This window comes from Thalassospira profundimaris, assembly GCF_003326795.1.
Lineage (GTDB): Bacteria > Pseudomonadota > Alphaproteobacteria > Rhodospirillales > Thalassospiraceae > Thalassospira > Thalassospira profundimaris_C.
The window spans coordinates 24,305-39,356 of record NZ_JPWI01000014.1 but is presented as its reverse complement, the minus strand read 5'-3'; the positions used below and the strand labels follow the sequence as shown (position 1 = coordinate 39,356).

Genomic DNA, 15,052 nt, shown 5'->3' with positions numbered 1-15,052 from the left:
TTGTCGCGGGGGACTGGCTTGGGCCCCGCATAAGACAAACCGGTTTTCCGACTGCCACCAGGAACTAAAGGCCAAAGAATAACATCATGTCAGATCGCAAATATGAACGCATCGAAACCCCCGAAAGCCTGATCAGCACGTTGCGCGAAATGCTGGGGGATCGTCTTTCAACGGCGGCTGCCGTACTCGAACAGCATGGCAAGGATGAAAGCTGGCATGAGGCGTCTCCACCTGATGCGGTTGTTTTTGCAACCTCGACCGAAGAAGTTGCTGAAGTCGTCAAGCTGTGTGCAGCACATGAAGTTCCGATTGTGCCGTTTGGTACCGGTTCATCACTTGAAGGCCATGTTGCAGCCCTGCGCGGTGGTATCTGCATTGATCTGTCACGTATGGATGCGATCATCGAGGTCAACGAAGCCGATCTTGATTGTCGGGTTCAGGCCGGTGTGACCCGTGAACAGCTTAACGAGCATTTGCGTGACACGGGTTTGTTCTTCCCGATTGATCCGGGTGCCAATGCTTCGATCGGGGGCATGACGGCGACCCGCGCGTCGGGGACGAATGCGGTTCGTTACGGCACCATGCGTGAAAACGTACTAAGCCTGACCGTGGTGACACCGGATGGCAAAATCATCAAGACAGCCAACCGTGCACGCAAATCATCGGCGGGTTATGATCTGACCCGGCTGTTTGTCGGATCAGAAGGCACCCTTGGCGTTATTACCGAGATCGGCTTGAAGCTTTACGGTATCCCCGAAGCCATGTCAGCGGCTGTTTGCGCCTTCCCGACTGTGGATGCGGCTGTTGATACGGTAATCCTGACCATTCAGGCCGGTATTCCGGTTGCACGTATCGAGTTTCTTGATGAATTGCAGGTACGTGCGGTCAATAACTATTCGAAGCTGGACCATAAGGAAGCACCGACACTGTTCTTTGAATTCCATGGCACCGAGGCCGGGGTCAAGGAACAAGCCGAGTTTGTGCAGTCGGTTGCAGAAGAATATGGTGCCGAGGAATTCCAGTGGGCCACCCGTCAGGAAGATCGTAACAAGCTTTGGGCTGCGCGTCACAAGGCCTATTATGCATCGCTGCAGCTGGAGCCGGGCAAGGCTGGCATGCCGACCGATGTCTGTGTGCCGATTTCAAGACTGGCCGAGGCCATTTCAGAAACCCGTGCCGATTGTGATGCGAGCCCGCTGACCTGCACCATCATTGGTCATGTCGGGGATGGCAATTTCCACACCCTGATCCTGCTTGATCCCGAAGATCCGGCACAAATGGAAGAAGCCAACCGTCTGCATAGGCGCATGGTCGAACGTGCCCTGAAACTTGGTGGTACCTGCACGGGTGAACATGGTATCGGCTATGGCAAGCTTGATTTCATGGTGACCGAACATGGCGAGGATACGATTGCGCTGATGCGTGCCATCAAGGCGGCAATCGATCCGAAAGGTCTGATGAATCCCGGTAAGTTGATTCCGGGCCTTTAAATCATCATACAATTTGAAATGCGTTACAAAACGGGGCCCGATGGCCCCGTTTTTTGTTAAAAGCGAAATGACAGGGACAGCGACCCGAACTGGTCCGCACCACTTTGGGCGGTGAATTCCGGGGTACGATAGACATGGGTGTAGGTCAGGCGCGCCTGACCTACAATGACCGCAAAACCGATCTGAAGATCGCCGACCAGCGGTTCCTTGTCGACCGATGCGCTATCGGCAAAAGTATTGCCGTCAAGGGTGATATCGCGCAGCACATAGCGCCCGGCAAACCCGGCAAAAAGATAGCCGCTTATCGGGAACCCTTCGGTGTCCGGAACAAAGAAATCAGACCCCGGAAGACTTGGTCGAATGCGCGGCGGCCCATAATCGGCAGGCAGGTCAAAGCCCATTCGGAACATGGTCCCAAGTTCCGCATTGGTAAAGGCGTTGCCAAGGGTTACGGCGCCATGCGGGGTCGCATCAAATTCGATCCCGGCGATGTCGGCTTCGAACCAGCTGCGATATTTCCGTTCATAGGTCAGGCCGATAATCGGCTCGTTTTTGATCTGGTTGTCCCAGCCTTTGGGGCGGGGACTGTCAATGACCTTGTGGACAAAGTCCTGGGTTTTATCGGCAAGGGATGCCGGTCCGACGACACCCAGTGTCAGTTCCAGTGTGTCGATCCGCGAATAGTTGCTTTCGCCATCATCGCTACGAAGTCCGGTATCGGACAAAAGTCCGGCGGTGCCATACAGCATTCCGGCCCAGGGGCGGTCGTTGGGCTGGTTTTCCGCAATCGTAATGTCATCAGGGGTATACATGGTTTGTCCCAGCGAATAGCTGGTGCGGATGCGTCCGTCGGATGCAAAAAACGGAATCTGTTTGGCGACATTCAGAAATGCAGCCGGGGCGCTGTCTTCTGGTGACACAAAGGCAAGGCGCACGCCGTTTGTATAATGCTGATCACTATTGCTTGGCGTAAACAGATCGTTCTCGACGGATAGGGATACCCCCCATTTCTGGTCAGGTGTGCGGGTTGATTGTGGACCATCGGCGGTATTGGTTTGTGCATATGCAACACCCATTCCGGCCATAAAGGCAATCAGAGAGGTTGAAAGGGCGACAACATGACGCACTGCCGGAGCCTGATACATGGTTAACTTATCTCATGAACGCAGATGGTTGCAGGAATAGGGTTTGCAGGCTCACTGTTGACGACAGAATTTGGACAATTTGTGGCGGGATTTCCAGAACTCTATTTGGTTCCATGACATCACACAACAGCGGGTGATGACTAAACACTCCGTCGCACGGATTGTTCCAGGAATACCACGAATGACAGAATGTGATCGAACGGCGGACATGAAAACGCCGCCCGGTCGGGGCGGCGTTTGTGTTCCTTATCGCTGTGGTTGGCGGTCAGGGTACCTGACGACGCAAACGGGGGACGTCAGACTGGCTGGTATCGACGATTCCGCGATAGGCATGCCAGCTTGAATAGCCCAGAAGTGGCATGATAACGGCCAGTCCGAACATCAGGACAACCATGCCGCATGCCGCCAGAATGGCAATCACAGCAGCCCAGCCGACCAGAACTTTCCAGTTCTTGCGAAACGCATTTACACTGATAATCACGGCACTGATCACATCAACGTCGCGATCCACCAGAAGCGGGATCGAGACAACCGATATGGCAAAGACAATAAATGCAAGTGCCCCGCCAAGGATGCTGCCAGTGATCAGGAAGGTCATGGCATCACGTGAAAAGAATGTTTCCCAGATCAGGACATCAAGTGACGGCATCGTGCCGTTGTAAAACAATGCAAAAAGCAGCATCGCAATACGCGTCCAGGCCAGAAAGAACAGCATCAGGACAACGCCGATGGCCCCGATCTGACCGGGATTGCGTCGGAAACCGTTCAGACTGTGCCAGATGGTGACATTTTCACCCATCTCAAGCCGCCGGCTGGTTTCATACAGGCCAACCGCAACCAGCGGGGCCAGCAGCATGAACCCGGCGGCCAGTGGCAATGTCAGATAGGGTTGGCCGGTTTGAAAGATACTCAGCACAACAAGCCATCCGGCAATAACGCAAAAAGCACCATAGGTCAGGCCAATGGCCGGTGTTTGTTTGAAGTCGCGCCATCCGGCCTGCAACCAGGAGCCGGACTGGTCTGTTGTGATGGTGCGGATGGTGATGCCATGCAGGCTTGGTTCGACCGTGTTTTCCGGGGTTTCGATTATTGTCTCGGCCATTTTATCCTCCCTGTCGCTTTGAAGCGCGCCAAACTTTCGGCAGAAATGAAAGTCAGGATTGAATTTGTTGTTTTGTAAAATGTATCATTTTAATCAGGGATTTCTAGCGTCCTGTTGGCTTTGTCCGCCGTATCCGGAAGTAACCCATACGGATCAATCTGAATTGGGCTGTTCTTTCCGTTAATTACGGAGTTGTTTTTACTTATTAAAATCTCGAAATTTTAAATTGTCGCTTGATGCTGAACCTTTGGCCTCTCACATGAAACAGACGGGATACCGAAGGCGCACCTCGATGGCAGGCAAGTCATTATATTCAGGTGCAAATGACGAACTGTGAAGAATGCAACATTCTGTTGCCATTTTCTGTTGCGAGAGCTGTCACGAGCCCTATGCTTTTGGACTTAAAATCAAATCATTGAAGGTCACTGCGACGTGCAGAATGACCTTGTGAGCGAGCGGAGCCTGACTGTTGAAAAAGATCCTTGCCGTAATCGGTGCATTAGTTGTGGTGCTTGTCGCAGCACTGCTGATCATTCCTTCCCTGATTGACTGGAATGGCTACAAGGCACAGATCAGCCAAGCCGTGCGCGATGCCACGGGGCGGGAGCTTGTTCTTGAGGGCGATCTGTCCATGTCGCTGATCCCGTCGCCGTCGCTTTCGGCAAGCCAGGTCAGCCTTGGCAATTTGCCTGGTGCCCAGGACGCCGACATGGTGTCAATCGAAGAGGTGCGTGTGTCGGTCGCCCTGATGCCGCTTCTGACGGGCAATGTTCAGATCAAGGAAGTCAGCCTGATCGACCCTGTAATCGCGATCGAGACATTCGAAGATGGCAGCAACAATCTGGTCTTCGATCCGGCACAAGCCGCTCGTTCCGGGCCGGATGCAGGTACGATTACGATGCCCGAAAGTGGCTCTCAGACGCCAGTACAACCACAGACAGGTGCCGATAACCCGGCAAGCGGATCTGACGATGCCGCAGGCAGCGATATCGCCAGCACGATCAAGATCGACCGACTTGAGATCGAAAACGCGACCATCATCTATCGTGCTCCGGGTTCGGAAGAACGCATCGAAGGCCTGACCATTGGTGTATCGGCAGACAGCCTGAATGGTCCGCTTGAGGGTGAAGGGTATGTTTTTTATCGCGGTATCCCGCTGACATTCGGCTTTAATGTTGGTCAGATCAGTCAGGTTGCACCTTTCCCGGTCAGCCTGAAACTGGGCATCGACAAGGTAGATGGCGGTATTACGGTTGGTGGTCGGGTTGATCTGTCCTCGGATAATCCGGGATTTGATGGCCAGATTGATGGTAATTTCGACGATCTCCGTCAGGCAGCACTACGCGTTGCAGGTGATGGTGCGGATATCCCCGATATCGCCGCCAAGCCCTTTAACCTTGGCGGGCATATTGCCGCCAATGCCAAATCCGTCACGCTGAATGATTTGTCGATCCGCTTTGGTGAAACCCGTGGATCGGGTGCGATTGCGATTGATCAGGAACCGAGCATGCGCGCGGATGTCGCATTGCGGTTCAATCAGCTTGATCTTGATAGCATTCTTGTTCTGGCTGATATGGGTGACGGCAAGGCGGCACCTTCATCCGGTTCCGCTGCCGCATCCGGTTCCCCGGATAAGGCCGATACAGGCACGAATGGATCAAAGAGTGCCAATGGTGCAGCTCAGTCCATTCCATCGCAAAGCTCGGTAAATAACGGCAAGGCAGCCAATGCGCCTGCCATTCCGTCTGACCTGACGGCATCTATCGACTTTGAAGTCGAAACCCTGATCTATAACCAGACGCCTGTGCATAATGCGCGTATCAATGCCGCGATTGCGGATAGCAAGGTGACGCTTAACGAGGTGTCCGCCGGTCTTCCGGGGGGCACGGATCTGGCCGTCTTTGGGAGCATTTCCGGTCAGAAGCCGGAATTGTCGGCGGCATTAAGCTATGAAGTTGCATCTGAAAATATCCGGGCTGTGATTCGCTGGCTTGGTGTTGATGTCGATGGCATACGCGCAGATCGACTGCGCCGGTTCTCCCTGACAGGCGGGATCAAGGGAACGCCTGATCAGCTTAATATTTCTGATCTTGATCTGCGGATTGATGATACCGCCATTCGTGGTGCGGTGGTCGCCAATCTGAGCGGGGAAGGGCTTCCGGCACTCGGCATCGGGTTGAAGCTTGATCGCATCAATCTTGATCAATATATGCCAAGCGCACCGGCAAATGATAACGCTGCAACAACATCGTCAGATACTGCTTCAGGTGGTGCCACAGCAGGCGGTGCGTCAACTGATAGCGCTGCGCAGTCTTCTGCGGTCAAGGAAGACATGGTTAAGGTCATCAGGGATGCCCTGGCGCCGCTTGACGGTTTGGCGGCAAACTACCGTCTTGCTGCTGACGAAGTTATCTCATCAGGTGTTGCCGTGCGCGGCATCATGATTGATGGCAGCATCAAGGGCCGAGACATTACCCTGACCAATCTTGCTGTCTCTGATGCAGCCGGGCTTGCCGCGTCTGCCAAGGGCACCTTCAACGGGTCGGCAGATGTTCCAGCCTTTGAGGGGTTGTCTGTTCGGGTAACAGCCAAGACGCTTGAGCCCTTTGCAAAGCTGACCGGGATTACGCTTCCGGCACCGGCAAGCAGCTATAAAAGCATTCAGGCAAATCTTGGTCTGAATGGTCCGGTTACCGGGCCGTCCCTTAAACTTGATGTCTCCAATCCGTTGATGCAGGTCGCCCTTGATGGTGTTGTTTCGCAGATGCTGGGTGAAAATCCCGGATTGGACGGCAAACTTGCCATTCAGGCGTCAAGCCTGAACCGCGCACTTGATCTTGTCGCGCCGACATATACACCGTCGGGCAATCTGGGGCGGTTTGCCGTTTCAAGTGCGGTCAAGGGCAATGCACAGAATATCGTCCTTGATGGTCTGAAGCTTGTGGTTGGAGCGTTTGAAACAGCGGGGAAGGTCACATTTGACGCATCACAGGTACAGCCGAAACTTTCGGTCGCACTTTCGGGCGGAAGCCTTGTGGTTGACCCGTTCCTGCCTGCCGAAAAACGCGCAAGCCTGATGCCCGGCGCGGGTAGCGGGCCGCGCAAGGCTGCCTTTAATCTGCCCTCGGGCATGAAGGTGACCAATGTCGATGCGCGTGACGGGACACCATGGGATGATACGATTATTGACGTATCGGCCCTGCGGTCGATTGATGCGGATATCGCTATCGCCCTTGATCAGCTTGATTTTGACGCCTACAGCCTTGTGAAGCCGGATCTTAAGGCAAACCTTGTGCAGGGGCTTTTGACCATCTCGAACCTTAAGGGGCTTCTGGGTGATGGCGATCTTGGCATCAATGGGACGTTCGATGCCCGTAATAGTGATGTTCCGCAACTTGCCCTTAAGGGCGGCCTTGACAAGGCGCGGATTGAAAAGCTGACACCGATCAAGGTTGCCAATGACACTGTCATTGGCGGTGCGAACCTTAAATTCGATGTCAAGGCATCGGGCAATACTTCACGTCGTCTGGTTTCTGCGCTGAATGGCACGGCCAATCTGGTCCTGACCGAAGTCCGGTTTAGCAATGCAAGCAAGCGGTCAAGTGATCCGAAGCTGAATATTGAAGCTCTGTTGCGTCAGGGGCCACAAGCCATGGTGGTTGAAGGGGTCGGCAATAATGATCTTCTGCAGTCGCTTGAAGGCGATATTGCCATCACCAACGGTATTGCCAAGACCACCCGCGTCGAAGCCCTTTCGCGGGTCGGGACGGCGGATGCCGATGCAACACTTGATCTGCCGAAATGGGTGATGGACACCACTGCTGATTTCGATTTCTCCAAAAAGATCGAAGAACTGCCGCCCTTTAGCGTCTATGCCAAAGGCAAGATCGATGATCCTGTGATCACCGGTCGCATGGACAAGATCGCGGTGAAGGTTCTTGATAACATTCTCGACAAGGCGCTTGGTGGAAGCGGATCAAGCAGCGGTGGTTCGGGTTCAGGCAGCGGATCGGCCGAAGATGCGGCAAAAGGGCTCTTGAAAGGTCTTTTGAACCAGTTTGGTCGGTAATCCCCTGATGGGCTAAAGTCAGCGAGAACGGCCCCGACATGCGGGGCCGTTTTTCGTTTAACCTCAGATGCTTGACAGGTCATCGTAATATAACGGCAAAAAAACCTTAACAAACGGGTCCGGCTTCGACATGATCCGCGCGTCGATTCCCTTTGATGGTAACGGTTGATTATGTCGGTAAAAAAAACTGCTCTGGATAAGGACCTCAAGTGGCAAAAGCGCATGGATGCGGGGATGGGGGCCACTGCCTCGATCAGCGCCAAGCTTGGTCTTGCCATTGTCTTCCTGATTGCCTGTAGTGCGTTTGTCGCCTTTCACATGGGTGGCTTGCCGCAAAGTGGCTTCCTGATCGCGGCTGCTGTGATCGGCGGTTACATGGCGCTGAATATCGGTGCCAACGACGTTGCCAACAATGTTGGTCCGGCGGTCGGTTCCAAGGCGCTAACCATGGTTGGCGCCCTTTTGATTGCGGCTGTGTTCGAAGCCGCCGGTGCGATCATCGCCGGTGGCGATGTCGTTGGAACGATCAAGAACGGGATCATTGATCCAAACCAGATGCCTGATGCGCAGACCTTTGTCTGGGCAATGATGGCCGCCCTTCTGGCCGCAGCACTTTGGCTGAACCTTGCGACCTGGCTTGGTGCGCCGGTATCGACCACCCATTCCATCGTCGGCGGTGTTATGGGGGCCGGGATGGCAGCCGTCGGCATTGATGCTGTGAACTGGCCGACCATGGGGACGATTGCTGCCAGCTGGGTGATTTCCCCGGTACTTGGCGGTTTGATCGCCGCTGGTTTCCTGGCCTTTATCAAATTCCGTATCATCTATACAGAAGACCGTGTTGCTGCTGCCCGCAAATGGGTGCCGATCCTGGTTGGTGTTATGGTCTCGGCCTTCTCGATGTATCTGATGATGAAGGGGGTCAAGAAACTCTGGAAAGCAGATACATCGGTTGTGATTGCAATCGGTATTGCGGCCTTCTTCATTACGGTCCTTCCGGTGCGCAAGGCGGTTCATCGTGCATCGGCAACCATGACAGGGCGTCGCAAGGAAATCGCATCGCTGTTCCGAATTCCGCTGGTGGTTTCGGCAGCCCTTCTTTCCTTTGCCCATGGTTCGAACGATGTTGCGAACGCAATCGGTCCACTGGCGGCCATTGTGTCGGGTGTCGATAGCGGTCAGATCGTGACTTCGGCCCCCATTCCGATCTGGGTTATGGTTATCGGCGCAATTGGTATTTCGGCTGGTCTGATCCTGTTTGGTCCTAAACTGATCAAGACGGTTGGATCAAAGATTACCAAGCTTGATCCGATCCGTGCCTATACGGTGGCTCTGTCGGCAGCACTGACGGTGATTGTGGCCTCGGCACTCGGCCTTCCGGTCAGTTCGACCCATATTGCGGTTGGCGCGGTGTTTGGTGTCGGCTTCCTGCGTGAAAGCCTGTCGCATCGTCGTCGTCAGGTCGCATCGCCAATGCTGGTTGACAAGCCCGACGACCTGCAGGCGGACGAACATCTTGAAGCCTTGCGCCAGATTGATCCGAACGAAGCTGAAAAAGCAGAACAGAAAATGCGCAAGCGTCTTCTGGTGCGTCGCCGCTATGCGGTGACGATTGCGACAGCCTGGGTGGTGACGGTTCCGGCTGGTGCCTTCCTTGGCGCGCTGCTGTTCTTCACCATTCGTGGTATCATGCTGTAATCGCAAAAGAATAAAGTTTCGCGGCACGGCGTCCCACTTTCCCCGGGGCGCTTGCAGCGATCTGCAGCGGCGGTCAGGGTTTCCCTGATCGCCGTTTTTCCTTGACCCTCTTGGGGCTTGGGCGTAAACACCCGGCAACCAAAGTTGAAAAGAACCCGGTCCTGATCGTCGCCCAGTAAGGTGGGCCGCGAGATTTGTTATGCGTGGGTTCACCTTGTTGAAGGACAAGACGATGAAAGCGATCATTTTCGGTGTTCTCGCCATGGCGGCGACTGTTGTCGCGTCGAACATTCTTGTTGAATACCCGCTGCCGGGTGTTCTGGCGGATTGGCTGACCTATGGTGCCTTCACCTATCCGGTAGCCTTCCTTGTGACCGATCTGACCAACCGCGCACGCGGTGCGGGGGCTGCGCGCATTGTCGTGCTGGCGGGCTTTGCACTGGCAGTTGTGTTGTCGCTTATCTTTGCAGACACGCGCATTGCCATTGCGTCGGGTTCGGCCTTTCTGATTGCCCAGATGCTTGATGTGACGATCTTTGACAAGCTGCGTCAGGCAACCTGGTGGAAAGCACCGCTGGTGTCATCGGGGATCGGTTCGGCGGTGGATACCGCCTTGTTCTTCTCGATCGCGTTTGCCGGTACCGGTCTTCCGTGGGACACCTGGGCGCTGGGTGATTTTACCGCCAAGGTCATCATGGCGCTGACCTGTCTTGCGCCGTTCCGTCTGTTGATGGCTGTGGTGACACCGCGCCTGAATGCGGAACCGGCACAGGGCTGATATGTCGCGCAACACCTTGTGATTTTAAACGAAGGGGCGCATAAAACGCCCCTTCAACTGTTTGTCCCATAATCCGGAATTACCCCGATCCATGAAAGTCGATCTGTTCGATTTCGAATTGCCACGCGAACGCATTGCAGAACATCCGGCAAACCCGCGTGACGCTGCGCGTATGCTTGATCTGTCTGCCGATGGCATGCATGACCGTATCGTGCGCGAGCTGCCCGATATTCTGCGTCCGGGCGATTTGCTGATTTCCAATGACACGCGCGTTATCCCGGCACGTTTGTTTGGCAAACGCGGTGATGCCAAGGTCGAAGTGACCCTGCACAAGCAGGAAGGTCTGGGAACCTGGGTTGCATTCGCAAAGCCTGCCAAAAAGCTTCGGATCGGTGAAACCTTCAAGGTCAATGACGAATTCGAGGCCGAGGTTCTTGATAAGAAGGATGGCGGCGAGGTTACGCTGAAATTCAACCGGTCGGGAGCCGATCTGATCGCGGCCCTTGAGAAATACGGTGTGATGCCGCTGCCACCCTATATCCGTCGCGAGACCGGTGGCGATGATCAGGACAAATCCGATTATCAGACCATCTTTGCCCAAAAGGACGGCGCGGTGGCGGCCCCGACGGCGGGGCTGCATTTTACCCCGGAACTTCTGGCAAATCTGGATGCGCGCGGGGTTAACCGTCGCACCATTACGCTGCATGTCGGGGCGGGGACGTTCCTTCCGGTCAAGGTTGACGATACAGAAGACCACAAGATGCATGCCGAATGGGGATCCATCAGCAAGGAAATTGCTGATCTGATCAACGAGACGCGTGCCAATGGTGGACGTGTTGTTGCGGTCGGGACAACGTCACTTCGTTTGCTTGAAAGTGCGGCACGTGAAGACGGCGTGGTTGAACCGTTCGAAGCGGAAACCGACATCTTTATCACGCCGGGTTACAAGTTCCGGGCGGTGGATATGCTTTTGACCAACTTCCATTTGCCGCGTTCGACCCTGTTTATGCTGGTTTCGGCCTTTGCCGGGTTTGACCGGATGAAGGCGGCCTATAACCACGCGATCGAGAACGAATACCGTTTTTATTCTTATGGCGATTGCAGCCTGCTTGAATGCGCCAGTAAAATTGATGCACGGACATAATCTGTCATGACCGAATTTCGCTACGAATTGCTTGCCCAGGATGGCAAGGCCCGTCTGGGGCGCATCCACACCGCGCACGGCGTCATTGATACGCCGACTTTCATGCCGGTTGGAACTGCTGCCACTGTAAAGGGCATGCTGCCGGAAAATGTCGCTGATACGGGCGCGCAAATTCTTCTGGGCAATACTTATCACCTGATGCTGCGTCCCGGTGCGGAACGCATTGCGCGTCTTGGTGGCCTGCATAAATTCATGAACTGGGACAAGCCGATCCTGACCGATAGCGGCGGGTATCAGGTCATGTCGCTGGCCAAGCTTCGCAAGATCACCGAAGAAGGCGTGACCTTCAAAAGCCATATCGACGGTCGCAAGTTCAACCTGACGCCGGAACGGTCGATGGAAATCCAGCATCTTCTGGGTTCGACCATCACCATGGCCTTTGACGAATGCACCCCGTTCCCGGCAACTGAACAGCAGGCCGCTGACAGCATGCGCATGTCGATGCGCTGGGCCAAACGGTCAAAGGACGCCTTTGTCGAGCGCGAAGGCTATGCGCTTTATGGCATTCAGCAGGGCAGCGTTTTTGAAAACCTGCGCCGTGAAAGTTCTGAAAAGCTGGCCGAACTTGATCTTCCGGGCCATTCGGTTGGCGGGCTTGCAGTTGGTGAAGGCCAGCAGATCATGTTTGATACGCTTGATTTCTGTGTCGATATGTTACCGGCCAACAAGCCGCGCTACCTGATGGGGGTTGGCAAGCCGTCTGATCTGGTTGGTGCGGTGATGCGCGGGATTGATCAGTTTGACTGTGTTCTTCCGACCCGTTCGGGCCGTAATGCACAGGCCTTTACCCATCGCGGTACCCTGAACCTTAAGAACGGTCGTCATCGTGATGATGATCGCCCGCTTGATGATCAGTGCAACTGCCCGGCTTGTACGAAATATTCGCGTGCCTATCTGCATCACCTGATCAAGGCGGGTGAAATTCTGGGTGCGGTTCTGCTGACCTGGCACAACCTTGCCTATTATCAGGATTTGATGCGCGGCATGCGCGAAGCCATTGCCGAAGGCCGGATGGACGCGTTCGCACGTGATTTCCATGCCGGACAGGAAGGCGGGGATATCGATCCCGTGCCAATTATCGAGGATTAATTCCATGGCCGATCAGACCATTTACGACAATCTGACCATGCTGGGTGGCGACACCAAACAGCCCGCCAGCCCGGACGAAGCCGTTCTTGAACGGGTTCAGAACCCGCAAGCTGGAACAGATTATTGTGTGCGCTTTGTCGCACCGGAATTCACGTCGCTTTGCCCGATCACCGGTCAGCCGGACTTTGCCCATCTCGTGATTGACTATGTGCCGGGTGACTGGCTCGTAGAAAGCAAATCGCTGAAGCTCTTTCTGACTTCGTTCCGTAACCATGGGTCGTTTCACGAAGATTGCACCATCAAGGTTGGCAAGTGCATTGTTGAAACACTTGATCCGAAATGGCTGCGCATTGGCGGTTACTGGTATCCGCGCGGCGGCATTCCGATTGATGTGTTTTATCAGACCGGCCCGGCCCCCGAAGGCGTCTGGATTCCTGAGCAGGGTGTGGCGCCCTATCGCGGCCGTGGTTAGGCCCGTCAGGACAACGGTTAACATATGAATTTGAAAGGCTGCCTTGTTCGGGCAGCCTTTTTCTTTGGGCATGGTTATTTCATACCATCAGTTAATGATAATTATTCTCATTGTCATTTTCAATTGATCCTGCTAAGTCAGGGAGATGGCAGGGGACCTGCCTGCTTTGTGACACTGGTTTGGTTGGGAATGACGATGGCGCGTCAAAGCGCATCTGTCCTCATTGCAAGTTTTCAGGAAAACTATGAACAGCTTTTGCGGTTTCTGACCCGGAAGCTGAATGGTGATTCCCAGCGTGCTGCCGATGTCGTGCAGGACACCTATTTGCGTCTTGCCAAAACGCCCGACACCGATGACGAGATTGATAACCCGCGGGCTTATATTTACCGGGTGGCGGGCAATCTTGCGATTGACCAGATCAGAAGTGACAGACGTCTTTCTGCGCGTCATGACGGGGACGAGGGGGCGCTGAAAATCAGTGATCCCAAACCTGGGCCGGAAAAGATTTACCTGTCGCGCGAACAGATCATGCTGCTGGACCGGGCCTTGAAAGAATTACCCGATAACGCGCGTGCGGCACTCCTGATGTTTCGGGTCGAAGGGATGTCTCACACCGAGATTGCCGACAAACTTGGTGTTTCAAACAGTATGGTCGCGAAATATATTGGCCGCGCCTTGCGTCATTGTCGTGACGCACTTTTGGCCGGGGATGAAAAATAATGTCAGTTTTGATGGCATCATTCGCCTGGCTGGTTCGTCTTATAAACAGAGATTGCCGTTTGTCGGGAACGGGAACGGATTTTGATCGGGGAATGGGCATTTGACGTCGGGTGCAACCGCAGATCAGCAACCTGTGCTGAAAGGCTATGACGATGACATGATCGCGTTGAGCGATCAGGCCATCGAGTGGCTGGTGCGTCTGCAATCCGGCGATGCTTCGGATGCGGAACGCCAGGCATTTGAACATTGGCGTGCCCAAAGCAACGATCATGCCCGTGCCGTCCGGGAAGCTGAATTGCTTTTCGGAGCGGTTGACGAGACCGAGGTGGCCCGAAACTGGTCCGGGCTCGACCACGATCTGGCGATGGCTTCACCGACATTGGCATTCAAATCCGTCAGTCGACCGGCAACGCGACGCAAACGGCCAATGACAGGGCGTATGTCGTTTGGACCAAAACGCTGGGGCGTTATGGTCGGTTCGCTTTGTGCAATGCTTGCCCTGATCATCATTGGTAGTCTTCAAGGGCAGGATTTATGGGCACGCTGGAATGCGGATTACAGCACCACTATCGGGGTTTCCAGAACCATAACATTGCCGGATGGCACGGTTGCCCATCTGAACACATCATCGGCCTTTTCCATCGATTTCTCCGGCGATATCCGACAGGTGAATCTTGCCGCAGGCGAGGTCATTTTCGATGTCGCCAAGGACGCCAGCCATCCCTTTATTGTCACAGCACGGGATGGGGCTTCGATGGCGGTTGGAACTGTTTATGGGGTCCGGATCGAAGATGATTGCGTTGGTGTCACCGTTCAGGAAGGCGTGGTTGAGGTCAGCAACCGGTCGGGCAGCTCTGTTCGGTTGAATGCCGGTGAGCAAGCCTATTATCAGGATGGTGCAGTTCCGAAACTGGTCGAGGATGCTGATCTTGCTGGCTATGGCAGCTGGCAACGCGGAAAGCTGATCTTCAATAACCGTCCGCTTGGTGATGTGATTGACGAGGTCCAGCGATACAAATCCGAACGCATCGTTATTGCACGTGATGCTTTGCGTAATCTCAGGGTTACCGGCGTTTTTGAAACCGCCGAGCTTGATGAGCTGCTTAATTCTCTGGAGCAGACAACGGGTGCCAAGCTTGTTCGCTTGCCGCTTTTGACCGTCATCTATTAGCCCCGGTCGTGCGATTTCGGACCGTGTTTCGGGCTATTCTCAAAGAATTTCAAAAAAATGAAAAAGGGGGTGCAAATCACGTCAGGTGAAATCGTCACAAGGTAAAGCGAATGA

General features: G+C 54.5%; 11 protein-coding genes. 9 read left to right on the top strand and 2 right to left on the bottom strand.

Features of this window, described 5'->3' with window-relative positions:
• Positions 1-86 precede the first annotated feature (86 nt).
• Positions 87-1,490, top strand: coding sequence for an FAD-linked oxidase C-terminal domain-containing protein (locus tag TH30_RS18230; RefSeq protein ID WP_114099538.1), 1,404 nt, complete (start codon positions 87-89; stop codon positions 1,488-1,490).
• A gap of 56 nt (positions 1,491-1,546) precedes the next feature.
• On the opposite strand, the gene TH30_RS18225 is transcribed toward TH30_RS18230, so the two are convergent.
• Together TH30_RS18225 and TH30_RS18220 are read right to left on the bottom strand one after the other, a co-directional pair.
• Positions 1,547-2,635: a lipid A deacylase LpxR family protein gene (locus tag TH30_RS18225; RefSeq protein ID WP_114099537.1), complete on the bottom strand. Its 1,089-nt coding sequence runs from the start codon at positions 2,633-2,635 to the stop codon at positions 1,547-1,549.
• A 265-nt stretch (positions 2,636-2,900) separates the two neighbouring features.
• Positions 2,901-3,737, bottom strand: a complete 837-nt coding sequence (locus TH30_RS18220; protein WP_114099536.1) for a DUF2189 domain-containing protein — start codon at positions 3,735-3,737, stop codon at positions 2,901-2,903.
• Between the two features lie 469 nt (positions 3,738-4,206).
• Between TH30_RS18220 and TH30_RS18215 the strand changes: the two genes are divergently transcribed.
• The 8 genes from TH30_RS18215 (at position 4,207) to TH30_RS18180 (ending at position 14,938) form a co-directional block, all read left to right on the top strand.
• Positions 4,207-7,806, top strand: a complete 3,600-nt coding sequence (locus TH30_RS18215) for an AsmA family protein (RefSeq protein ID WP_114099535.1) — start codon at positions 4,207-4,209, stop codon at positions 7,804-7,806.
• Positions 7,807-7,977: 171 nt separating this feature from the next.
• Complete coding sequence (locus tag TH30_RS18210; RefSeq protein WP_114099534.1) at positions 7,978-9,504, top strand: inorganic phosphate transporter; 1,527 nt, start codon at positions 7,978-7,980, stop codon at positions 9,502-9,504.
• A gap of 232 nt (positions 9,505-9,736) precedes the next feature.
• Positions 9,737-10,282: a VUT family protein gene (locus TH30_RS18205; protein ID WP_114099627.1), complete on the top strand. Its 546-nt coding sequence runs from the start codon at positions 9,737-9,739 to the stop codon at positions 10,280-10,282.
• A 91-nt stretch (positions 10,283-10,373) separates the two neighbouring features.
• A complete protein-coding gene (gene queA / locus TH30_RS18200) occupies positions 10,374-11,426 on the top strand; it encodes a tRNA preQ1(34) S-adenosylmethionine ribosyltransferase-isomerase QueA (RefSeq protein ID WP_114099533.1) in 1,053 nt (350 codons plus the stop codon).
• Positions 11,427-11,432: 6 nt separating this feature from the next.
• On the top strand, positions 11,433-12,575 hold the full coding sequence (tgt, locus tag TH30_RS18195; protein ID WP_114099532.1) for a tRNA guanosine(34) transglycosylase Tgt: 1,143 nt from the start codon (positions 11,433-11,435) through the stop codon (positions 12,573-12,575).
• Positions 12,576-12,579: 4 nt separating this feature from the next.
• Entirely contained in the window at positions 12,580-13,047 is a 468-nt protein-coding gene (gene queF, locus TH30_RS18190; protein WP_114099531.1) for a preQ(1) synthase, read from the top strand.
• Between the two features lie 195 nt (positions 13,048-13,242).
• Positions 13,243-13,767: an RNA polymerase sigma factor gene (locus TH30_RS18185; RefSeq protein WP_114099626.1), complete on the top strand. Its 525-nt coding sequence runs from the start codon at positions 13,243-13,245 to the stop codon at positions 13,765-13,767.
• 100 nt (positions 13,768-13,867) lie between these two features.
• Positions 13,868-14,938, top strand: a complete 1,071-nt coding sequence (locus tag TH30_RS18180; RefSeq protein ID WP_114099530.1) for a FecR family protein — start codon at positions 13,868-13,870, stop codon at positions 14,936-14,938.
• The last annotated feature ends 114 nt before the right edge of the window (positions 14,939-15,052 follow it).